Consider the following 19,337-nt stretch of genomic DNA (forward strand, 5'->3'; position numbering starts at 1 on the left):
ACGCCCGGCCTGCATCACGCAGGCCGGGCGTTTTTTTATGCTGCGCTCATGCCGTAACGGTTCGAGGACGTAACGTGGGCAGATGACGCTTGAGCTGTCGCGAGAATGCCTTCTCCACGAACTCGTAGCTCAGCCAGGAACAGATCGCGATGACGGGCAGACAGATTGCCAGCGCCAGATAGGGGCTGAGCCCGAACTGTTCGGTCAGGACGTAGTTGCCCGACCACAGCACGATCACGTGCAGCAGGTACGTCGAGTAGGACCAGTCTCCCATCACCTTGAAGATGCGGTTGTCACCGATGCGGGATTCCAGCCCGATGAAGGCGATCACCAGCAGTGCGCTCGGCAGGCCCCAGGCGAAGAACCGCGTAGCCCCGGCAGGATCGTTGTAGCAGAGAATCGTCGCGGTGCTGGCGAGCGCCAGCGCGATCGGCCACCAGCGCCCGCCGGGAATGCCGTAGCGCGAGTAGACGGCGCCGATCCCCAGCCCGAGCAGGAACTGGAAGATGATCGGATCGGTATAGAAGTTGCTGATGAACGGTTGATGCGCGAATAACGTGTTGATGACCACGATGGCCAGCACCACGGCCCACAGTCGCCACTCGCGTTTGAGCACCAGCGAGGCGGCGAAGACGACATAGAACAGCATCTCGAAATTGAGCGTCCAGCCCACCGGCAGAATGGGGTAGTAGCCGTAGCCGGCAGGATTTTCCGTCGGGATGAAGAACAGCGACAGCAGCAACTGCTTCAGGCCCAGGCCATACTCGGGCATGACGTCGCTGGCGAAGTAGATGACCAGCGCAGTAATGGCAGTATAGAGCCAGTAGGCGGGAACGATGCGGACGACACGATGCAGCAGAAACTGCGGCATCGTCAGCCGTTTGCCGCGACTCGAGACGTAGATGACGAAACCGCTGATGACGAAGAAGATATCCACACCCACCTGACCGCGGGTAGAGAACAGATACTCGATCCAGTTATCGGCCTTGAAACCGAAAAACACCTGCATGAAGTGATGAAACACGACGATCCACGCCGCCAGGGTCCGTAGCGCCTGTACCGAAATCAGCATCCCTACTCATCCTTGCCATGAACTCCCAAGACGCACTATGGGAAGGATAAGAAAGGAAAAAGTTCGCTGAATTTACGCAAAATAACAAAACGGTGTTCGGTTCGATCGGGCCGGCCATGGGGCAACGGCCAGCCAGCCCTCGTTCGAGGCGATTACAGCTTGCGCAACGCGACCTGTTCCACCAGATGATCGTGGCCCTTGCGCAGGATCAGGTCGGCACGGGGGCGAGTGGGAAGGATGTTCTCGCGCAGGTTGCGCCGATTGATGTCCCGCCATAGCCCTTCGGCGATCTCGAGCGCTTCCGCTTCTCCGATCTGGGCGTAGCGGTGAAAGAACGAGTCGGTGTTCTGGAAGGCGGTCTGTCGCAACAGCTTGAAGCGTTCCAGGTACCAGTCGTGAATATGGTTTTCCTCGGCATCGATATAGATCGAGAAATCGAAGAAGTCCGACACGAACGGCACCATCTTGCCGTCTTCCGGAAGATCACGAACCTGCAGCACATTGATGCCCTCGACGATCAGGATGTCGGGGCGGTCGACCGTCTGGTATGCGTGTTCGCGCACGTCATAGGTCAGGTGCGAATAGAGCGGTGCCTGGACGTTGCGGGCCCCCGCCTTGATCCAGGAGAGAAAACGCAACAGGGCGCCGATATCGTAACTCTCGGGAAAGCCCTTGCGCGCCATCAGGTCCTTGTCGCGCAGCGTGGCGTTGGGGTAGAGAAAGCCGTCGGTCGTGACCAGGTCGACCTTGGGGCTGGAAGGCCAGCGCGCCAGCAGCTCCTTGAGGATGCGCGACGTGGTGGACTTGCCCACGGCGACGGAACCGGCGATGCCGATGATGAATGGCGTCTTCTGGGTGTCGTCGATGTCCAGAAAGCGCTTGCGCTGGGCGTAGAGCCGCTGGCTGGCTTCGACGTAGGAAGAGAGCAGGCGCGACAGCGACAGATAGATCCGCCGGACTTCGCCCAGATCGATCGGATCGTTGAGCGAACGCAGCCGCTGCAGTTCCTCGGCGGAAAGCGTCTGTGGCGTGTCGGCGCGAAATTCGGCCCACTGCTCGGCCGTGTAGAACTGATACGGAGAGAAGGGGTCCGGTCTCAATTGGTTCATCGGGTCTCTTTCGCTGACGAGCTGGCGGCGGGGTCGAGGCGCCGCCAGAGGCTATGGGTCTTTATTGTCGACATCTTCAAATTGTCTCAGCTGCATGGGCTGAATGCCACGCGTATCGACCGCGCCCTGTTCGACGAAGCCCAGGCGCCGATAGAGATCGATCGCGGGCCGGTTGTCGGTGAAGACGTTGAGCGTGACGTGCTCGGCGCGACGCTGCCGTGCTTCCGCCAGCAGCCGGCGACAGAGCGATTCGCCCAGCCCGCGGCGCCGATGGGCTGGCGAGACGATGATCCGCGCCAGATGGTAGTGGCGCTCGCCCTTGATGACGAGCTGGCCGAAGGCGATCGGTTCGCGTTCCGAGACGAGGCAGAACGAGGGCAGGCCGCCGCCATCGATTTCCCGCCACAGCGTGGGGCCGTCCGTCGGCCACGACAGGCCGGGTCCGGCCCAGCGTTCGAGAGCCTTCGGTGTCTCGACCCATTCGGCGATAGGCGTCAGGTCCGTCGGCAAGGCCGGCCGCCAGTGCACGTCAGCCATGGCGAGTGCCGGCTTCAGCAGGACGAGACGCGACGGCGAGGTTATCGATCAGACGTGTCGAGCCGAGATAGACCGCGCCCAGCAGCCGGCCTTCGTCATGCCTGGCGGCGTCGAACGGTGCCAGTGACGGAGCCCTGAGCTCCAGATAGTCGAGCCGAAAGCCGGCCTCCTGCAGCGTTTGCCTGGCTTCTGCCAGGGCGGTAGCGGGCGACTGGCCCCGAGCCAGCGCGTCTCCACAGCGTGACAGCGTCCGGTAGAAGGCCGGTGCCAATGCCCGGTCTCCGGGAGAGAGATAGCCGTTGCGGGAGGAGAGCGCGAGGCCATCTTCGGCCCGAACGGTGGGGACGCCGACGATCTCGATCGGAAAGTGCAGGTCGGCGACCAGCTTGCGAATCACCGCTAACTGCTGAAAGTCCTTCTCGCCAAAACAGGCGATATCCGGCTGGACGAGATGAAACAGCAGTGACACCACCGTGGCGACGCCATCGAAGTGGCCGATACGGGTGCCGCCGCAAAGCCCCTCGGAGACGTCGGGCACGTGAACCTGGGTCTGCGTCTCCAGCCCGTTGGGGTAGAGCGTCTCGACGGCGGGGGCGAACAGCAGGTCGCAGCCGCGCGCCGTCAGCAGCTCGCGGTCGCGGTCGAGCGTGCGCGGATACTGGCCGAAATCCTCGCCGGCGCCGAACTGCAGTGGATTGACGAACAGCGTGGCGACCACGACATCGGCCAGCGATCGCGCCCGGTCCACCAGCGTCAGATGGCCTTCGTGCAGATTGCCCATGGTCGGTACCAGCGCGACGGATCGCCCCGCCATGCGGTGCTCGTGCAGCCGCTCGCGCAGCGGCGCAATATCGTGCAGCGTCTGCATCAGAAACAGTGCTCCTCGGCCGGGAAACGGCGGGACTTGACCGCTTCGTCATAAGCGCGGAACGCCGCTTCGATACTCTCCTGGCCCGTCAGGAAGTTCTTGACGAAGCGGGGCACGTAGCCGCTGTTGAGCCCCAGGGTGTCGTGCATGACCAGGATCTGGCCATCGACGTCCGGCCCGGCACCGATGCCGATGACAGGCACGTCGACGGCCTCGCGCACTGCTCGCCCCACGGCCCGGGGCACGCATTCGAGCAGGATGACGGCGGCGCCGGCTTCCACCAGCTGGCGCGCGTCCGCGACGATACGGTCGGCGGCGTCGGCTGCCTTGCCCTGCACCTTGAAGCCGCCGAGCTGGTGGACGCTCTGCGGCGTCAGGCCGAGATGGGCACAGACCGGCACGCCGCGACGAGAGAGTTCGCGAATGCCTTCGGCCATCCACGCCTCGCCCTCGATCTTGATCAGCTCGGCGCCGGCACGCATCAACTCGCCGGCATCGCGCAGCAGCTGGCCGATATCGGCGTTGCTCATGAACGGCAGGTCGACCATCAGCAGGCTTCGCTGCTTGCCCCGCGCCACACACGCCGTGTGATAACGGATGTCCTCGAGGGTCACCGGCAAGGTGCTGGCATGGCCTTGCAGCACCATGCCCAGCGAATCGCCGACCAGCAGCACATCGACCCCGGCGGTATCGGCGCAGCGCGCCAGGGTGGCATCGTAGGCGGTCAGGCAACTGAAGGCTTCACCACGCGTCTTGCAGTCGCGCAGCGTATCGAGGGTAACGCGCTTCATGTTTTCTACTCCCAGGGACGGCTGGCCCCGCTCGCCGACAGGCGCCCTGTCGCGGCGGCGGGGATGGGCGGCGACAGGGTGCCCCGCAATGGCAATGCGGAGCAGAGTGTAATGGGTTGTCGGCAAGACGCAACAAGACGTTAGCGGCAGGCGTGAGCCACGGGGATGGGTTCAGTCGTGCAATCGACTCAGCGTCTGATCCGTGAGACGTGCGGCAAGCGCCAGCGGCGTTTCGCCATCGATGGATAGCGTCGGGGCGATTTCGGCGAGAGGCTCGAGCACGAACCGGCGACGAGACATCTCGGGGTGAGGAAGCGTCAGGCGTGGCGTGTTTTGCTGTAGGCCCGCGTACCAGAGCAGGTCCAGGTCTAGCGTGCGCGGCCCCCAGTGGCGTTCGCGTACCCGCCGATGACGCTGTTCGAGCGCCTGAAGCTGATCGAGCAGCGCCAGCGGCGAAAGCCGGGTACGGATGGCGGCAACGGCGTTGATGAAGTCCGGCTGATCCTGAGGGCCGACCGGCGCGCTGGTGTAGAGAGAAGAGCGGGCGACGCATTCGCTCAAGGGCAGCGACGCCAAGGCCGAGAGCGCTCGCTCGAGCTGATCCCGTGGCGCTTCGAGGTTGCTGCCCAGGCCGATGTAGGCCAGGGCATGATGCTCGCGCTCAATCATCCAGCGTCGGTGGTGTCGGCTTGTTGGTCGGGCGCCGGCGTTTGCGCGGACGGCGTCGGCGTGGCTTGGGGGTCGGTCCGGCCGGATTGCCGCCATCGGTATTCGCCAGCAGCTGGCGCTGACCCTCTTCGTCGGCCTGCTGGAATTCGGTCCACCATTCACCGAGCCCCGGCGCCAGTTCGCCGGCTTCCTCTCGCAGCAGGAGGAAGTCGTAAGCGGCGCGGAAGCGGGGATGCTCCAGCGTCTGGAAGACTCGACGGCCCCGGCGGCGGGGCAACTGTTGCTGGAGATCCCAGATATCGCGCATCGGCATGCTGAAGCGCTTGGGGATGGAGGTGTGCTGCAACTGGCGGCTGATGACCTGTTGCGCGGCGGCCTGCTGGGCCGGGACTGCCGGCAGGTCCTGCTCGTGGACGACACGCAGGGTGCGTTGCTGTACACAGGGCCACAGCAGGGCGCCGAACAGGAAGGCGGGTGTTACCGGGCGCTCCTGAGCGATACGGGCATCGGTATTGGCCAGCGCCTGCTCGATGAGCTTGACCGCCCAGGGATGCTCTTCGAGAACCTCGTCGCTTTCCGGGAACAGCATGGCGAACAGGCCGTGTTCGCGCAGCACCCGGAAACTCTGCACCGCATGGCCGGTGAGGAACAGCTTGAGCACTTCCTCGAACAATCTTGCCGGGGGGATCTGCAAAAGCAGCGGCGCCAGCTCGCGAATCGGCGCTTCGGTCTCTTCGGCAATGCGGAAGTCGAGCTTGGCGGCAAAGCGCGCGGCTCGCAGCATGCGTACCGGATCTTCACGATAGCGCGTCTCCGGGTCACCGATCAGCCGGAGTACGCGGTCTTCCAGATCCTGAAGGCCGCCGGTCCAGTCGTGAATGGCAAAGTCGGTGACGCTGTAATAGAGCGCATTGACGGTGAAGTCGCGACGAATCGCGTCCTCTTCGACGCTACCCCAGACGTTGTCGCGTAGCAGCAGGCCTTCATCCGACTGCTGGCTAAGGTTGCCGGTATGCTCTTCGCCGTGGCGGCCGCGGAAGGTGGTGACTTCGATGACTTCGCGGCCGAAACGCACGTGAACGATACGAAACCGTCGGCCGATGATGCGCGAATTGCGAAACAGCTGGCGCACTTCGTCCGGCGTGGCGTTGGTGGCGACGTCGAAATCCTTGGGGCGGTTGCCGAGCAGCGAGTCGCGAATGCAGCCGCCGACCAGGTAGGCGTCGTAACCGGCGCCGTTGAGCCGGTAAAGCACCTTGAGCGCGCTCTCGCTGAGGTTCTGGCGCGAGACATTGTGTTCGTCGCGAGGCAGGACTTGTCGGGTGGGCGTAGTGTCTTCGGTCACTGACGCGGATTCCGGACCGAAGAGAGTCTTCAAACGTTCACCGGGACGTTGGAGAAAACGGGAAAATCCTTTGAACATGCGGCGAAATCGACTCGCGAGGTAGCAAAACTCCAGTGTAGCGGAGCCCGGAAGGCTTGCAAAGGCAGCGAGGCCTGCCGCTTTTTCCCCGGACCGCCAGCCTGGCTTCGAAACGTCGTCATGAAACGACGATAGTAAAAGGGGAGACCCGATGGGCCTCCCCTTAAGATACTTCGCAACGTCCATGCCGCTTCTTCTTGTTCGTGATGGCGCATCGCCTTGAATACGCACCACAGTCGCTGAACGATAGTGCAGTCACTGGCTTGTCGTTGTCAGCCTTGCTGTGTAGCGACCACCTCGTATTCAAAACAATAATCCAACCACGACAGGCAATGCCCTTTCTCGGTTCTTGTTGTTGTTCCGAGAAGTCTTCCTATCACGGGGAGGCTTGTTATTGTTGCCCCGTCGATGAAGAGCGTCGCGTCCTGATTTTGCGTCGGCTCGAGAACGATTGTTATTGTTCGTGTTCTCGTTCGCACTTGGCTGATCTTGTTGTTGTTGAGCCAGTGGCGATCTGCCTTCCTAGTTCGAGTGCCATATTGTCGTTGTTATGGGCACTTCGGGAATCTCGATCGACGGTTGTCGTTGTTGGGGCCGATCGTCATCCGCTGTTGTTTTTCTTGTCTTAGTTACTGCACTTGCCGTGCCACTCCGTATTTTTCTTATTGATATCAATAACTTGAATTCATCCGGTTGTGCCAATGCCATGGGGTGAGCCGGGTCATGACGGGTCCGATGATTCATGAAAGGGCATCCGAGACCGATCATGCCTATTTGTGGTGCATCCCCCCACGGCGCAATGGCGACAGGGTGGCGCAAAACGGCGCGATTTTCGCTTAGACAATAGTCTTCAATCGAAGGGGGGAAGCTGCAATCAAAGAGGTGAGCAGCCACCGGCGGTCTGTCATCGAGAGCGCCGGCTGCGGAGGAAACACGGAAAGTCGCCTGGTCAGCAATAGTCGCGGGTGGGTCTTGCCGCCAGCTTCTCGGGCGTCCAGTGCTGGCAGGCATGCGCCAGCTGCAGGGAGACCGGCGCCTCGCGCAGCTCGGATGGCGGCTGCTGATCCAGTAGCTGTAGCGCCCGGTGAAGCAGTGGCGGAGCCAGCTCGGGCTGATGGGGGATGGCGGTCGCGAGATTCTGCTTGGAGAGTTTCTGACCATCGTCTCCCAGAATCAGCGGTAGATGCAGGTATCGTGGTTCCGGATACGCCAGTGCCGCCTGAAGCTGACGCTGCCAGGGAGTGTTGTCGAGCAGATCGTAGCCGCGAACGATATCGGTAATGCCTTGGTCTGCATCATCGACCACCACAGCAAGCTGATAGGCCCAGAGGTCATCCTTGCGCTTGATGACCACATCGCCCTGAAGCGTCGGGTCGTGGCACTGGTAGCCGAACAGCCGGTCCTGCCAGGCGATCGGCTGAGGGCCCTTGTCGGTGCGCAGACGCCAGGCCTGCGGGCGTTCGGGATGCCGTGGACCCTGGCGACACCAGCCCGGATAGTGGCCGTAATCCTGCCACTCCCGGCGCGAACAGCCACACGGATACGCCATGCCGTCGGCGACCAGCCGATCCAGCGCCGCCTGGTACGCCTCGCCACGATCGCTCTGGTAGCGGACTTCGCCGTCCCACGTCAGGCCGAATGCTTCCAGTTGGCGGCGAATGATGTCGTCGGTGCCGGGCGGGCAGCGTGGCGGATCGATGTCCTCGATTCGCAGCAGCCAGCGGCCGCCGACAGCCCGGGCGTCGAGCCAGCTACCCAGGGCGGCGACCAGCGAACCCAGGTGCAGTGGCCCCGAGGGCGTGGGAGCGAAGCGTCCAATGTAGCGTTGGGGGGAGATCATGGATGTCAGCGGCAATCGATATCCAGAGGGGAAAAACAAAACGGGCACCGATGAGGGTGCCCGTCGTATGGGACTGCGTCCGGAACGGCTGCTCAGCCGCCGAGCTGCTTCTCCTTGAGCTCGGCCAGAGTCTTGCAGTCGACGCACAGGGTGGCGGTGGGGCGCGCTTCGAGACGGCGGATGCCGATCTCGACGCCACAGGCTTCGCAGAAACCGTAATCGTCTTCGTCGATCTTCTCGATCGTTTCGTTGATCTTCTTGAGCAGCTTGCGTTCGCGATCACGGGTACGCAGTTCCAGGCTGAAACCCTCTTCCTGCGTGGCGCGATCGGCAGGGTCGGCGAAGTTGTTGGCCTCTTCCTGCAAGTGGCGAACCGTACGGTCGACCTCTTCCATCAGATCCTGTTTCCAGCCCAGGAGGATCTCACGGAAATGCGCAAGTTGCTTTTCATTCATATACTCTTCACCCGGCGCCGGCTGGTACGGGGTGAATTGGCTAGGCGCTTCCGTTTTCTTTTCCGCTACTGGCATGGGGGCTGCCTCGTTACGCAAGTGTCGTGACGCGTTTGATCTGGCCGAGAATCGGCCGGGGCAGCGTCTGCCACTGCCCGAAGCCATGCTTATTTAGCGAAAAAGCGGCCAATTTGCAACCAAATGGACGCTTTATTTTTCTCATCCCCGGCCGGAAATTCGGGAGTCGAGCCGTGCTCTCCGGTATGCGCCGACAGCGCCCCGCCCCTTTGATGAACCGGTTCTTCCGAGCCTCATGCTTTCTGGATCGACACCGTATGCACTATCCCGCTCTCGTTCCCGGCATCCTGCTGCGACGCTACAAGCGATTCCTGGCCGATATCGAACTCGAGGAGGGGCGCGAGGTCGTGGCGCACTGTCCCAATACGGGCTCCATGCGAGCCGTCAACGTGCCGGGCTGTCGCGTATGGCTTTCCGAGAGCACCAATCCTGCCCGCAAGCTGGGCTGGACCTGGGAGTTGATCGAGCTGCCCGATGGCAAGGGCGGCGTCGAGTGGGCGTCGGTACACACGGGGCGGACCAATGCGCTGGTGGAAGAAGCCCTGCACGGCGACGTCATTCCGGAACTGGCGGGCTTTGACGAGCTCAAGCGGGAGGTCAGCGTCGAGGGCGCCAGGCTCGATTTCCGGCTGCGGGATGCGAATGCTCAGGACACTTTCGTCGAGGTCAAGCAGGTCACGCTCAAGGAGAGCGACGGCCATGGCTATTTCCCCGACTCGGTCAGCGAGCGGGGCCGGCGTCATCTCGAGGTGCTCGCCGAGCTGGTCGATCAGGGGCATCGTGGCGTACTGCTGTTCTGCGCGGCACACACGGGCATCGACGATGTGGCACCGGCGGCGCATCTCGATCCGGCCTACGCGCGAACGCTGCGAGCGGTCGCCGCCCGCGGGGTGGAGGTGCTGGCTTATGGCTGCCGGGTGACATGGGTCGAAGGGCGACCCGGCGCGATGACACTGGATCGCCGTTTGGGCGTGGACCTGGAACGGTGCTGGCCCGCGAACGAAGCCGAATCGCGCTAACGCCCGCGGCGGACGCGGAAGATCGCCGTTTCGCCGAACAGGTTGGGCCAGAGCCGCGATGTCCAGTGACCTTCGTGGTCGGCGCTGCCGACTGCTTCGTCGACGATGGTGACGCCCTTGTCGCGGCACAGGCTGGCGAAGTCCTGAAACGTCGACAGATGAATGTTGGGCGTGTCGTACCAGGCGTGCGGCAAGGAGCGCGAAACCGGCATGCGACCGCGGAAGGTCAGATGCAGGCGATGCTTCCAGTAGGCGAAGTTGGGGAAGGCGATGATGCACTCCGGAGCGACCCGCAGCATCTGGTCGAGCATGGTGTCCGGGCGGCGCAGTACCTGCAGCGCCTGAGTCATGATCACCAGATCGCAGGCATCGTCGACGAAGTTGCCCAGACCGTCGTCTAGGTTCTGTTCGAGCACGTTGACGCCCTTTCCCAGACAGGCGGCGATGCCATCGGGATCGATCTCCAGGCCATAGCCGGTGACGTTCTTGTGGCGAGCCAGCGCCGCCAGCAGCGTGCCGTCACCGCACCCCAGGTCGAGAACATGGGCGTCGCTGGGGACCCAGTCGTAGATCAATTGAAGATCCGCACGCATCAGGCTGTCTCCCCGGTGATGTCGGCGTGGATGCGCCGCATGTAGCTGCCGAAAACCGCTTCGTACTGGTCGTTGGGTAGCAGGAATGCATCATGGCCGTGGGGCGAGTCCACGTTGACGTAGCTGACCGCCTTGCCCGCTCGCAGCAGGGCGTTGACCAGTTCCCGCGAGCGCGCCGGCGCGAAGCGCCAGTCGGTGGTGAAGCTGACGACCAGGAACGGGCACGTCGCCGGCGCCAGCGCTGCCGCCAGGTCGCCATCGTGCTGCCCCGCGGGATCGAAGTAATCCAGCGCCTTGGTCATCAGCAGATACGTGTTGGCATCGAAGCGGGTCGAAAAGGTATCGCCCTGATGGCGCAGGTAGGATTCGACCTGGAACTCCACGTCATAGCCGAAACTCAACTGATCGCTGCGCAGGTCGCGGCCGAACCGCGAGCCCATCGAATGTTCCGACAGATAGGTGATATGGCCGATCATTCTGGCCAGCTTCAGGCCGAGCTTGGGAATCGCGTCGTGGTCCGCATACCAGCCGTCGTGGAAATCCGGGTCCGAGCGGATCGCCTGTCGCGCCACTTCGTTGAAAGCGATGTTCTGCGCCGATAGCCGCGGCGTGGCCGCGATGACCGCGGCGTTGGCAACGCGTTCCGGGTAAGCGATCGTCCATTGCAATGCCTGCATGCCGCCCAGACTGCCGCCGACGACCGCAGCGAAGCGCTCGATGCCGAGCTGGTCGGCCAGGCGCGCCTGGCTGTGGACCCAGTCCGCGACCGTCATGACCGGAAACGTGGGGCCCCACCGATGGCCGGTCTGCGGGTTGATGCTGGCGGGGCCAGTGCTGCCGTGGCAGCCACCCAGGTTGTTGAGCGAGACAACGAAGAAGCGATCGGTGTCGATCACCTTGCCGGGACCGACATAGGCGTCCCACCAGCCGGGTTTGCGCTCGTCGACGGTGTGGTATCCCGCCGCATGATGGTGGCCGGAGAGCGCATGACAGATCAGAACCGCGTTGCTGCGGTCGGCATTGAGCGTGCCGTAGGTCTCGTAGACCAGCTCGAAGCGTTCGAGCGTCTTGCCGCAGGCCAGGGCCAGCGGCGACTCGAACGTCGCGGTCTGTGGTGTGACCAGACCGACGGAGTCGGCGGGGAAGGAAGCGGACATGAAACGGAATAGTCTCCAGGTTCAACCAGGACTCACGATCAGGACTCACGATCGATAGCTATCGGTGCGTCCGCACGCCGCCAGCTGCGATCCGGCAATGACCCGGACGTATCTGGCCGGATCATTGCCGAGTGTATCGCTGACGACGGTAACGGCGGGCCGGTGCTAGAAGCCGACCAGCGCGCCCGGCAGGCCGGCAGCGCGTGCCAGCGAGCCCACGACGACGCTGTCGAGCAAATTGATGGCGATGAACACCACGATCGGCGACAGGTCGATCATGCCCAGCGGTGGAATCACGCGGCGCACCGGTGCCATGATCGGTTCGACGATCTGCATGACCAGCAGCGCGCCCGGATGGCTGGCTCGCGGTGCCACCCAGCTCAGGATGATCATGATGATCAGCGCGAAGAAGTAGATCTTGAGAATCGCGTTGAGCACGCCGGCGATCCCCGCCAGCAGCAGGCCCTGAAGCGGGGGCATGCCGAAGCCGGCGATCTGGAAGACGGCGATGATCACGATGACCTTGAGCAGAAAGCCCACGAACAGTGTGGCGATATCGATACGGCCGACGGGGCGCAGAAACTTCTGGATCGGCGCGACGACCGGCTGCGTTGCCTTGACGATCCCCTGGCTCATGGGGTTGTAGTAGTCCGCCTGCGAAAATTGCAGCAAAAAGCGCAGCATCAGCACAAACAGATAGATGTTGACCAGCGTGTTGACCAGCATCAGGCCGGCGCTTCCGAGATTACTGCCCATGACTTTCTCCTAGTGATTCGGCGAGTTCCATTCCGACTCGGTTCAATTCTTGTTTCACTCCCCCGAGAGCTCGCGCGACAGTTCGCGGGCGCGTTCGGCGCAGGCTCGAGTGGCGCGACCCACGATATCCGCCAGGCCCGCTTCCTCGAATGTCTGGATCGCACGCTCGGTGGTGCCATTGGGTGACGTGACGCGCCGGCGCAGTTCGGCGGGATCGAATTCGCTCTCCCGCGCCATCTTGGCGGCGCCGAAGGCGGTCTGCAACGCCAGCCGGCGAGCGCTCTCGGCGGACAGGCCCAGTTCGACGCCGGCCGCTTCCAGCGACTCCATGAACAGGAAGAAGTAGGCCGGGCCGCTGCCGGAAATGGCGGTGACGGCCTCGATCTGGGCTTCCTGCTCGACCCATTCGACCAAGCCTACCGATTCCAGCAGTTCGGTGGCGAGTCGGCGCTGAGCATCGCTGACCCGATCGTTGGCGTAAAGGCCACTGGCGCCCGCACCGACCAGCGAGGGCGTATTGGGCATGCAACGGATCAGGGCCAGACCGCCGCCCAGCCAGCGATCCAGCGTCGCGACGTCGAGCCCGGCCGCCACCGAGACGATGAGTGGGCGACGCGCCTGGACGGATTCGCGTAGCGACAGGCAGAGGTCGCGCATCATCTGCGGCTTGACCGCCAGCACCACGACATCGGCCTCTTCGATCGCGGCCAGATTGTCCTGCATTGTGCGGATGCCGTAACGCTGGCTGATGGCGTCGCGTTTTTCCTGGCTACGCGACGTGGCGACGATGGCCTCGGCGGGGTAACCGCTGCCGAGCATGCCACCGAAGATGGCGCTGGCCATGTTGCCGGCGCCGATAAAGGCGATATGGCTGGGCTGGGGCGAGTCGGTCATGGCAGAGTCCTTGAGAGTAGTCCTGTCGGTCTAGGAAGAGGCGGGCATCGATACCGTCAGCTTCTGTCAGCTTCTGAAAGGAGGGCGGCTGCCGAAGATGGCGGTACCCAGGCGAACGATGGTGGCGCCCTCCAGGACGGCGGCTTCCAGATCGTTGCTCATGCCCATTGAAAGCGTGTCCAGGGGCGCGTCGGGGAAGCGCCGCTGCAATTCGGCCAGCGCGTCGGCGACCTGGCGAAAAGCGTGGCGCTGCTGCTGCGGATCGTCGCTGGGCGCAGGCAGTGCCATCAGCCCGCGCAGGCGCAGGTTGGGCAGCGACAGCAGCGACTCGGCGAGTGCCGGCAGCGCAGCGAGTTCGACGCCCGACTTGCTGGATTCGCCGCTCACATTGAGCTGCAGACAGACATTGATGGCACCCAGTTCGGCAGGGCGCTGTTCGGAAAGCCGGCGCGCGATCTTCTCGCGATCGACGCCATGCACCCAGCTGAAATGCTCGGCCACGTCGCGGGTCTTGTTGGATTGCAATGCGCCGATGAAGTGCCATTCGATGTCGTCGAGATCGGCCAAAGCCTGCTGTTTTTCCAGCGCTTCCTGCAGATAGTTCTCGCCGAAGGCGCGTTGACCGGCCATATAGGCCTGACGCAGCATGTCCGCAGGTTTGGTTTTGCTGACAGCAAGCAGGCGGGCGGCGTCGTTCGGGCGATCGGCCGCGGACAGCGCAGCTCGAAGGCGCTCGCGGGCGCTTGAGAGAGACTCGGACACCGAGGCTTCTGGCATACTGTATGAAGACCTTACGCAGGGGATCGAATAAAAACCCATGGATATTACCGAACTGCTGGCGTTCTCGGCAAAGCAAGGCGCCTCCGACCTGCACCTTTCGGCGGGATTACCCCCCATGATTCGGGTCGACGGCGACATGCGTCGTCTCAACGTGCCGGCGCTTGACGACGGTCAGGTGCGTCGTCTGATCTACGACGTCATGAACGATCGGCAGCGCCGCGACTTCGAAGCTGCGCTGGAAACCGACTTTTCTTTCGAAGTCACCGGTGTATCGCGTTTTCGTGTCAATGCGTTCACGCAAGGGCGCGGCGCTGGCGCGGTCTTCCGTACCATTCCCAGCAATGTGATGACACTCGACGATCTCGGCCTGGGAGATGTCTTCCGCCGGTTGTCGATGCTGCCGCGCGGCCTGGTACTGGTGACGGGGCCGACCGGCAGCGGCAAGTCGACGACGCTGGCGGCGATGATCGACTACATCAACAGCAATCGCCAGGAACACATCCTCACGATCGAGGACCCGATCGAATTCGTGCACGAGAGCAAGCGCTGCCTGATCAACCAGCGAGAGGTGCATCGCGATACCAAGGGCTTCGCGCCAGCGCTACGGTCGGCGCTGCGCGAGGATCCGGACGTCATCCTGGTGGGCGAGCTGCGGGATCTGGAAACCATTCGGCTTGCATTGACGGCGGCCGAGACCGGGCACCTGGTGTTCGGCACCTTGCATACCACCTCGGCGGCCAAGACCATCGACCGGATCATCGATGTCTTCCCCGGAGACGAGAAGGGCATGGTGCGCTCGATGCTGTCGGAATCTCTGCAGGCGGTGATCTCGCAGACGTTGCTCAAGCGCGAGGGCGGTGGCCGTGTCGCGGCCCACGAGATCCTCGTGGCCACCTCGGCGATCCGCAATCTGATTCGGGAAGGCAAGGTCGCGCAGATGTATTCGGCGATTCAGACGGGCGGCGGCCTGGGCATGCAGACACTGGATGCGGCGCTGTCCCGATTGGTGACCGATGGTGTGGTGACGCGCCAGGAAGCCCATGCCAAATCGCGTGCCGGGCTCGATCAATGAGTTCGTGCCCCGGCAGCCGGTATCAGGACATGACATGACCCCCTCTCAATGGTTTGAGCAACTCCTCGACATCATGCTGGCCAAGCAGGCTTCGGACCTGCTGATCTCTACCGGCGCGCCTCCGTGTCTGAAACTGGATGGCAAACTGGTGGCGCTGGGCGATGTGCCGCTGCAACCGGATCAGGTGCGTGAGCTGGTCGCCATTGCCCTGCCCCAGGGGCGCCGGGAGGCGTTCGAGGCGGAGCACGAAGCCAATTTCGCTCTGAGCCTTAGCGGCAAGGGGCGTTTTCGCGTCAGTGCCTTCTTCCAGCGCAGCCAGCCGGCGATGGTCGTTCGGCGGATCGCTTTCGATATTCCCGATCTCGAATCGCTGGGGCTGCCGGACGTGACGGGAACGCTGGCTTCCATCCGGCGCGGGCTGGTGCTGGTAGTCGGCGGGACCGGCAGCGGCAAGTCGACGACGCTGGCATCGATGATCCAGCACCGCAATCGGACGGTCGGCGGCCATATCATCTGTATCGAAGATCCCATTGAATACATGCACCCGCACCAGCGCGGCATCATCAATCAGCGGGAAGTGGGCATCGATACCGAGTCCTACGAAGTCGCGCTGAAGAACGCTCTGCGCCAGGCTCCCGACGTGATCGTGATCGGCGAGATCAGAAGCCGCGATACCATGGAGCTGGCGCTCAGCTTTGCCGAAACCGGGCATCTCTGTCTGGCCACTTTCCATGCCAACAACGCCGACCAGACGATCGAGCGCATTCTCAGTCTGTTCCCGCCGTCCCGGCAGGAGCAGATCGGGATGGACCTTTCGCTCAACCTGCGCGCCGTGGTCGCTCAGCGGCTGCTGCCGCGTCAAGACGGCTCCGGGCGCTGCGTGGCGACCGAGGTTCTGCTCAAGTCCCCCTTGATCAGCGAATTGATCCGGCGCGGTGAGGTGGGGGAATTGAAGGATCTGATGCGGCGCTCCCGCGAACTGGGCATGCAGACCTTCGACCAGGCGCTCTATGAGCTCTATCGGCGCGGGGATATCAGTGAGGGTCTGGCGCTGGCCCACGCCGATTCGGCCAATGACCTGCGCATGCTGATCAAGTATGGCGAACGCCATCTTCTCGGGGATCGAGGGGACGATGGCGCGCGATTTTCACTGGTCGATGATCAGTAGCGTTCGGTCTCTTCCCTTGCGCTACCTGCTCAGGGCGCGTAGATGCCGCCCAGAACGCGTGGGCCGCTGGCACCGGTAACCTCCGGCAGATTGCCTGGCAGGCGCTGTATCCGTCGCCAGGCCAGCCACGCGAAAGCGCCGGCTTCCAGCCAGTCGGCCGACCAGCCGAACGCGTCGCACTGTCCTATCGAGACGCCGGGAAGATGGGTCGCCAGACGCTGCATCAGATGGCGGTTGTGCGCGCCGCCACCGCAGACGATCAGATCCGTGCGACCGGGCTCGATGAAGGGATGCGCGGCCTGCGCAACGCTGACGGCGGTCAGCTCGGCCAGCGTGGCCTGAACGTCGGCCGCCGTTTCGTCTCCGCATAACCGCGCTTCCACCCAGCCGAGATGAAACAGCTCCCGCCCTGTGCTCTTGGGCGGTACGGCGGTGAAGTACGGCTCGTCCAGCAGGCGTTCGAGCAGATGGCGGTCGACGCTGCCGCTGGCGGCCCAATCGCCGTCTTCGTCGATCGGGCCGCCTCGATGCCGGGCGTGCCAGGCATCGATCAGCAGGTTGGCTGGCCCGGTGTCGAAGCCGATGACCGGCAGCGATGCGCCCGAAGGCCCCAGCCGCGTCAGGTTGGCGATGCCGCCCAGGTTGAGGATCAGCCGGGTACGGGCGGTGTCGGTAAACAGTGCCTGATGAAAGATCGGCGCGAGCGGCGCGGCCTGGCCGCCGGCCGCCATGTCGCGGCGGCGGAAATCGGCAACGACCCGGCAGCCGGTCAATTCGGCCAGGCGACTGGGGTTGTCGAGCTGGTAGGTAAAAGGTGCATCCGCGTAGGGGGCGTGCTCGATGGTCTGGCCGTGGCTGCCGATGGCCGTGATGGCATCGGGCGTCAGGTCGTGGCGCTGCAGCAGCTGGCGCACGGCTTCGGCCTGGTGATCGCAGAATGCACTCTCCGCTGCGCCGAGGGCGGCGAAGCTCACCTGCGACGCCTGGGTCAACTCGAGCAGCGCCGTTCTGAGTTCGGCGGCCAGCGGTAGACACAGGGCATCGATCAAGCGCGGGCGTTGATCGCTCTCGTTGTCGATCTCCACCAGTGCCGCATCGATGCCATCCAGGCTGGTACCGGACATCAAACCCACGAACAGTGACATGAAGCTCTTCCTCGTCGTTGTAAAGCAGTGGCGTAAGCGGTGACCTGACGTCGCGGCATGGTCCGGGTGTGGCTCAACGAACCTCGGAGACTCATGCTAAGATTGCCGCCTTTCAAGCTCGATAGCGTTGGTAATGGAGACGGATACGATGGCCGAGGTCGATGAAGCGCTGGCGTTGATCAAGCGCGGCACGCAGGAGATTCTGATCGAAGATGAGCTGGTGAAAAAGCTCGAATCCGGTCGCAAGCTCCGTATCAAGGCTGGCTTCGATCCCACGGCCCCCGATCTGCATCTGGGGCACAGCGTATTGTTGACCAAGATGCGCCAGTTCCAGGACCTTGGCCATGAGGTGATCTTCCTGATCGGCGACTTCACCGGCCGGATCGGCGATCCCACCGGCAAGAACGTGACCCGCAAGCCGCTCACCGAAGAAGAGGTCAAGGCCAACGCCCACACCTATCGCGAGCAGGTCTTCAAGATTCTCGATCCCGACAAGACCGAAGTGCGCTTCAACGCCGAATGGTTCAGCGAGATGTCGGCGGCCGACATGATCGAGCTCTCCGCGCAATCCACCGTGGCCCGCATGCTGGAACGCGACGACTTCGAGAAGCGCTACCGCGGCGGTCAGTCGATCTCGATTCACGAGTTTCTCTATCCGCTGGTGCAGGGGTACGACTCGGTCGCGCTGAAGGCTGATATCGAGCTGGGCGGCACCGATCAGAAGTTCAACCTGCTGATGGGCCGCGAAATCCAGAAGCATTTCGGGCAGGAGCCGCAGGTGGTCATCACCATGCCGTTGCTCGAAGGGCTGGATGGCGTGCAGAAGATGTCCAAGTCGCTGAACAATTACATCGGTGTCGACGACACGCCGGGCGTGATGTTCAACAAGCTGGTCTCGATGCCGGACAGCCTGATGTGGCGCTACTTCGAATTGCTGTCGCTGAAGTCCAACGAAGAGGTCGAGTCGATCCGCCAGGATATCGAGCAAGGCGCCAACCCGCGCGACATCAAGATGCTGTTGGCGCGGGAGCTGATCGCCCGCTACCACGGCGAAGAAGCGGCCGCCAATGCGCACAAGGCCGTGGGCAACCGACTGGCGGAAGGTGAGCTGCCCGAGGACTTGCCGGAAGTGGAGGTCGATTTCGAAGGCGCGGCGCAGGCGCCGATTGCCGCCGTGCTCAATCGCGCCAATCTGACCAACAACAGTGCCCAGGCCAAGGACATGCTCGGCAACGGGCGGGTCAAGGTGGATGGCGAAGTCGTCGCCAAGGACGCCATGCTCGAAACCGGCAAGAGCTACGTGATTCAGGCAGGCAAGAAGCGGTATGCCCGCGTCACGCTTGGCTGATGCGAATTGCCTTATATCGCTGAAACGCCCGCCCCGCGCGGGCGTTGTCGTTTTTGCCGGGCCGTGTTTTGACCGAATGCACAAAAAGTGACAAACAACACTTGCCAAGCGGGCATCGGATCCGTAAAGTACGCATCCGCTGACGCCGAGACAGGGTTTCGGAGGCAGCGGAGAAGAAAGCCAAGCGTTTGATTTGATTGAAGAAATCGGTTGACGCAAGGCGGTGAAGCCGGTAAGATCGCTTCCCAGTTCTTCGAAGGATCGGCTCCACCCAGTTAGATCGGAGCCAGCGGGATTCAACGAAAAAAGATGTTGACATCGCCGCCAAGATCCTTAAAATACGCCACTCCTTACGGTGGCCAAGAAAACGAGCGCTGACAAGCACTTGGGTTCGGCGGCAGAAGCGAAACGCTTCAAGTAGGGACGCTCTTTAACAATCGATCAGGTAATTGATGTGGGCGCTTGTTCTCGCGTGACAGCCAGTCACGGCATATCGAGGCAAGCGACTCGTCAAGATTCGTTTGACCTTGAACCAAGTTTGGTCCGCTTTTCGCTTCATCCTCGGA

General features: G+C 63.0%; 19 protein-coding genes. 4 read left to right on the forward strand and 15 right to left on the reverse strand.

Annotated features, from left to right (window positions below):
- Positions 1-46 precede the first annotated feature (46 nt).
- The 9 genes from R3F72_RS08615 to dksA form a co-directional block, all read right to left on the reverse strand.
- Positions 47-1,072 carry an acyltransferase family protein gene (locus tag R3F72_RS08615; protein WP_332779439.1) on the reverse strand — a complete coding sequence of 342 codons (1,026 nt, stop codon included), beginning with the start codon at positions 1,070-1,072 and terminating at the stop codon, positions 47-49.
- A 152-nt stretch (positions 1,073-1,224) separates the two neighbouring features.
- Complete coding sequence (coaA, locus tag R3F72_RS08620) at positions 1,225-2,181, reverse strand: type I pantothenate kinase (protein WP_332779440.1); 957 nt, start codon at positions 2,179-2,181, stop codon at positions 1,225-1,227.
- Positions 2,182-2,232: 51 nt separating this feature from the next.
- Positions 2,233-2,718, reverse strand: a complete 486-nt coding sequence (locus tag R3F72_RS08625; RefSeq protein WP_332779441.1) for a GNAT family N-acetyltransferase — start codon at positions 2,716-2,718, stop codon at positions 2,233-2,235.
- Positions 2,711-3,586 carry a pantoate--beta-alanine ligase gene (panC, locus tag R3F72_RS08630; RefSeq protein WP_332779442.1) on the reverse strand — a complete coding sequence of 292 codons (876 nt, stop codon included), beginning with the start codon at positions 3,584-3,586 and terminating at the stop codon, positions 2,711-2,713. The genes R3F72_RS08625 and panC overlap by 8 nt, the downstream gene beginning before the upstream one ends.
- Positions 3,586-4,377 carry a 3-methyl-2-oxobutanoate hydroxymethyltransferase gene (gene panB, locus R3F72_RS08635; protein WP_087720458.1) on the reverse strand — a complete coding sequence of 264 codons (792 nt, stop codon included), beginning with the start codon at positions 4,375-4,377 and terminating at the stop codon, positions 3,586-3,588. Before panB ends, panC begins: the two co-directional genes overlap by 1 nt.
- A gap of 171 nt (positions 4,378-4,548) precedes the next feature.
- A complete protein-coding gene (gene folK, locus R3F72_RS08640) occupies positions 4,549-5,046 on the reverse strand; it encodes a 2-amino-4-hydroxy-6-hydroxymethyldihydropteridine diphosphokinase (protein ID WP_332779443.1) in 498 nt (165 codons plus the stop codon).
- Positions 5,039-6,469 carry a polynucleotide adenylyltransferase PcnB gene (pcnB, locus tag R3F72_RS08645; protein ID WP_332779444.1) on the reverse strand — a complete coding sequence of 477 codons (1,431 nt, stop codon included), beginning with the start codon at positions 6,467-6,469 and terminating at the stop codon, positions 5,039-5,041. The genes folK and pcnB overlap by 8 nt, the downstream gene beginning before the upstream one ends.
- Before the next feature lie 949 nt (positions 6,470-7,418).
- Entirely contained in the window at positions 7,419-8,309 is an 891-nt protein-coding gene (gluQRS, locus tag R3F72_RS08650; protein ID WP_332779449.1) for a tRNA glutamyl-Q(34) synthetase GluQRS, read from the reverse strand.
- 92 nt (positions 8,310-8,401) lie between these two features.
- Positions 8,402-8,839, reverse strand: coding sequence for an RNA polymerase-binding protein DksA (gene dksA, locus R3F72_RS08655; protein ID WP_071232323.1), 438 nt, complete (start codon positions 8,837-8,839; stop codon positions 8,402-8,404).
- A 257-nt stretch (positions 8,840-9,096) separates the two neighbouring features.
- On the opposite strand from dksA, the gene sfsA reads away from it, so the two are divergent.
- Complete coding sequence (gene sfsA / locus R3F72_RS08660) at positions 9,097-9,858, forward strand: DNA/RNA nuclease SfsA (RefSeq protein WP_332779445.1); 762 nt, start codon at positions 9,097-9,099, stop codon at positions 9,856-9,858.
- Here sfsA and metW read toward each other — a convergent pair.
- From metW to R3F72_RS08685, 5 genes are all read right to left on the reverse strand, one after another.
- The gene (gene metW / locus R3F72_RS08665; protein ID WP_087720463.1) at positions 9,855-10,451 is read right to left on the reverse strand and encodes a methionine biosynthesis protein MetW; all 597 of its coding nucleotides are present in this window, start codon (positions 10,449-10,451) and stop codon (positions 9,855-9,857) included. The two genes, sfsA and metW, sit on opposite strands and share 4 nt — an antisense overlap.
- Positions 10,451-11,608, reverse strand: coding sequence for a homoserine O-succinyltransferase MetX (gene metX, locus R3F72_RS08670; protein ID WP_087720464.1), 1,158 nt, complete (start codon positions 11,606-11,608; stop codon positions 10,451-10,453). Before metX ends, metW begins: the two co-directional genes overlap by 1 nt.
- A gap of 165 nt (positions 11,609-11,773) precedes the next feature.
- A complete protein-coding gene (locus R3F72_RS08675; protein WP_332779446.1) occupies positions 11,774-12,364 on the reverse strand; it encodes a YggT family protein in 591 nt (196 codons plus the stop codon).
- Positions 12,365-12,418: 54 nt separating this feature from the next.
- On the reverse strand, positions 12,419-13,258 hold the full coding sequence (gene proC, locus R3F72_RS08680) for a pyrroline-5-carboxylate reductase (RefSeq protein WP_087720466.1): 840 nt from the start codon (positions 13,256-13,258) through the stop codon (positions 12,419-12,421).
- A gap of 66 nt (positions 13,259-13,324) precedes the next feature.
- Positions 13,325-14,035, reverse strand: a complete 711-nt coding sequence (locus tag R3F72_RS08685) for a YggS family pyridoxal phosphate-dependent enzyme (protein WP_087720467.1) — start codon at positions 14,033-14,035, stop codon at positions 13,325-13,327.
- A 40-nt stretch (positions 14,036-14,075) separates the two neighbouring features.
- On the opposite strand from R3F72_RS08685, the gene R3F72_RS08690 reads away from it, so the two are divergent.
- Together R3F72_RS08690 and R3F72_RS08695 are read left to right on the forward strand one after the other, a co-directional pair.
- Positions 14,076-15,110 (forward strand): type IV pilus twitching motility protein PilT, encoded by a 1,035-nt coding sequence (locus tag R3F72_RS08690; RefSeq protein WP_071232316.1) that lies wholly within the window; start codon positions 14,076-14,078, stop codon positions 15,108-15,110.
- 34 nt (positions 15,111-15,144) lie between these two features.
- Positions 15,145-16,278 carry a PilT/PilU family type 4a pilus ATPase gene (locus R3F72_RS08695; RefSeq protein WP_087720469.1) on the forward strand — a complete coding sequence of 378 codons (1,134 nt, stop codon included), beginning with the start codon at positions 15,145-15,147 and terminating at the stop codon, positions 16,276-16,278.
- 29 nt (positions 16,279-16,307) lie between these two features.
- Here R3F72_RS08695 and R3F72_RS08700 read toward each other — a convergent pair whose 3' ends face one another.
- The gene (locus R3F72_RS08700) at positions 16,308-17,423 is read right to left on the reverse strand and encodes an anhydro-N-acetylmuramic acid kinase (RefSeq protein WP_087720470.1); all 1,116 of its coding nucleotides are present in this window, start codon (positions 17,421-17,423) and stop codon (positions 16,308-16,310) included.
- A 148-nt stretch (positions 17,424-17,571) separates the two neighbouring features.
- Here R3F72_RS08700 and tyrS point away from each other — a divergent pair, with 148 nt between their 5' ends.
- Positions 17,572-18,771 (forward strand): tyrosine--tRNA ligase, encoded by a 1,200-nt coding sequence (gene tyrS / locus R3F72_RS08705; RefSeq protein ID WP_087720472.1) that lies wholly within the window; start codon positions 17,572-17,574, stop codon positions 18,769-18,771.
- The last annotated feature ends 566 nt before the right edge of the window (positions 18,772-19,337 follow it).

This window comes from Salinicola sp. 4072, assembly GCF_036663415.1.
Lineage (GTDB): Bacteria > Pseudomonadota > Gammaproteobacteria > Pseudomonadales > Halomonadaceae > Salinicola > Salinicola salarius_A.

What these genes read in the sequence shown, in the direction of transcription:
- panC (WP_332779442.1), bottom strand. Translation starts at nt 3,586, where the DNA reads ATGCAGACGCTGCACGATATTGCGCCGCTGCGCGAGCGGCTGCACGAG.
- gluQRS (WP_332779449.1), bottom strand. Translation starts at nt 8,309, where the DNA reads ATGATCTCCCCCCAACGCTACATTGGACGCTTCGCTCCCACGCCCTCG.
- pcnB (WP_332779444.1), bottom strand. Translation starts at nt 6,469, where the DNA reads ATGTTCAAAGGATTTTCCCGTTTTCTCCAACGTCCCGGTGAACGTTTG.
- R3F72_RS08625 (WP_332779441.1), bottom strand. Translation starts at nt 2,718, where the DNA reads ATGGCTGACGTGCACTGGCGGCCGGCCTTGCCGACGGACCTGACGCCT.
- R3F72_RS08675 (WP_332779446.1), bottom strand. Translation starts at nt 12,364, where the DNA reads ATGGGCAGTAATCTCGGAAGCGCCGGCCTGATGCTGGTCAACACGCTG.
- panB (WP_087720458.1), bottom strand. Translation starts at nt 4,377, where the DNA reads ATGAAGCGCGTTACCCTCGATACGCTGCGCGACTGCAAGACGCGTGGT.
- folK (WP_332779443.1), bottom strand. Translation starts at nt 5,046, where the DNA reads ATGATTGAGCGCGAGCATCATGCCCTGGCCTACATCGGCCTGGGCAGC.
- R3F72_RS08695 (WP_087720469.1), top strand. Translation starts at nt 15,145, where the DNA reads ATGACCCCCTCTCAATGGTTTGAGCAACTCCTCGACATCATGCTGGCC.
- R3F72_RS08690 (WP_071232316.1), top strand. Translation starts at nt 14,076, where the DNA reads ATGGATATTACCGAACTGCTGGCGTTCTCGGCAAAGCAAGGCGCCTCC.
- R3F72_RS08700 (WP_087720470.1), bottom strand. Translation starts at nt 17,423, where the DNA reads ATGTCACTGTTCGTGGGTTTGATGTCCGGTACCAGCCTGGATGGCATC.
- coaA (WP_332779440.1), bottom strand. Translation starts at nt 2,181, where the DNA reads ATGAACCAATTGAGACCGGACCCCTTCTCTCCGTATCAGTTCTACACG.
- R3F72_RS08685 (WP_087720467.1), bottom strand. Translation starts at nt 14,035, where the DNA reads ATGCCAGAAGCCTCGGTGTCCGAGTCTCTCTCAAGCGCCCGCGAGCGC.
- R3F72_RS08615 (WP_332779439.1), bottom strand. Translation starts at nt 1,072, where the DNA reads ATGCTGATTTCGGTACAGGCGCTACGGACCCTGGCGGCGTGGATCGTC.
- tyrS (WP_087720472.1), top strand. Translation starts at nt 17,572, where the DNA reads ATGGCCGAGGTCGATGAAGCGCTGGCGTTGATCAAGCGCGGCACGCAG.
- metX (WP_087720464.1), bottom strand. Translation starts at nt 11,608, where the DNA reads ATGTCCGCTTCCTTCCCCGCCGACTCCGTCGGTCTGGTCACACCACAG.
- metW (WP_087720463.1), bottom strand. Translation starts at nt 10,451, where the DNA reads ATGCGTGCGGATCTTCAATTGATCTACGACTGGGTCCCCAGCGACGCC.
- proC (WP_087720466.1), bottom strand. Translation starts at nt 13,258, where the DNA reads ATGACCGACTCGCCCCAGCCCAGCCATATCGCCTTTATCGGCGCCGGC.
- sfsA (WP_332779445.1), top strand. Translation starts at nt 9,097, where the DNA reads ATGCACTATCCCGCTCTCGTTCCCGGCATCCTGCTGCGACGCTACAAG.
- dksA (WP_071232323.1), bottom strand. Translation starts at nt 8,839, where the DNA reads ATGCCAGTAGCGGAAAAGAAAACGGAAGCGCCTAGCCAATTCACCCCG.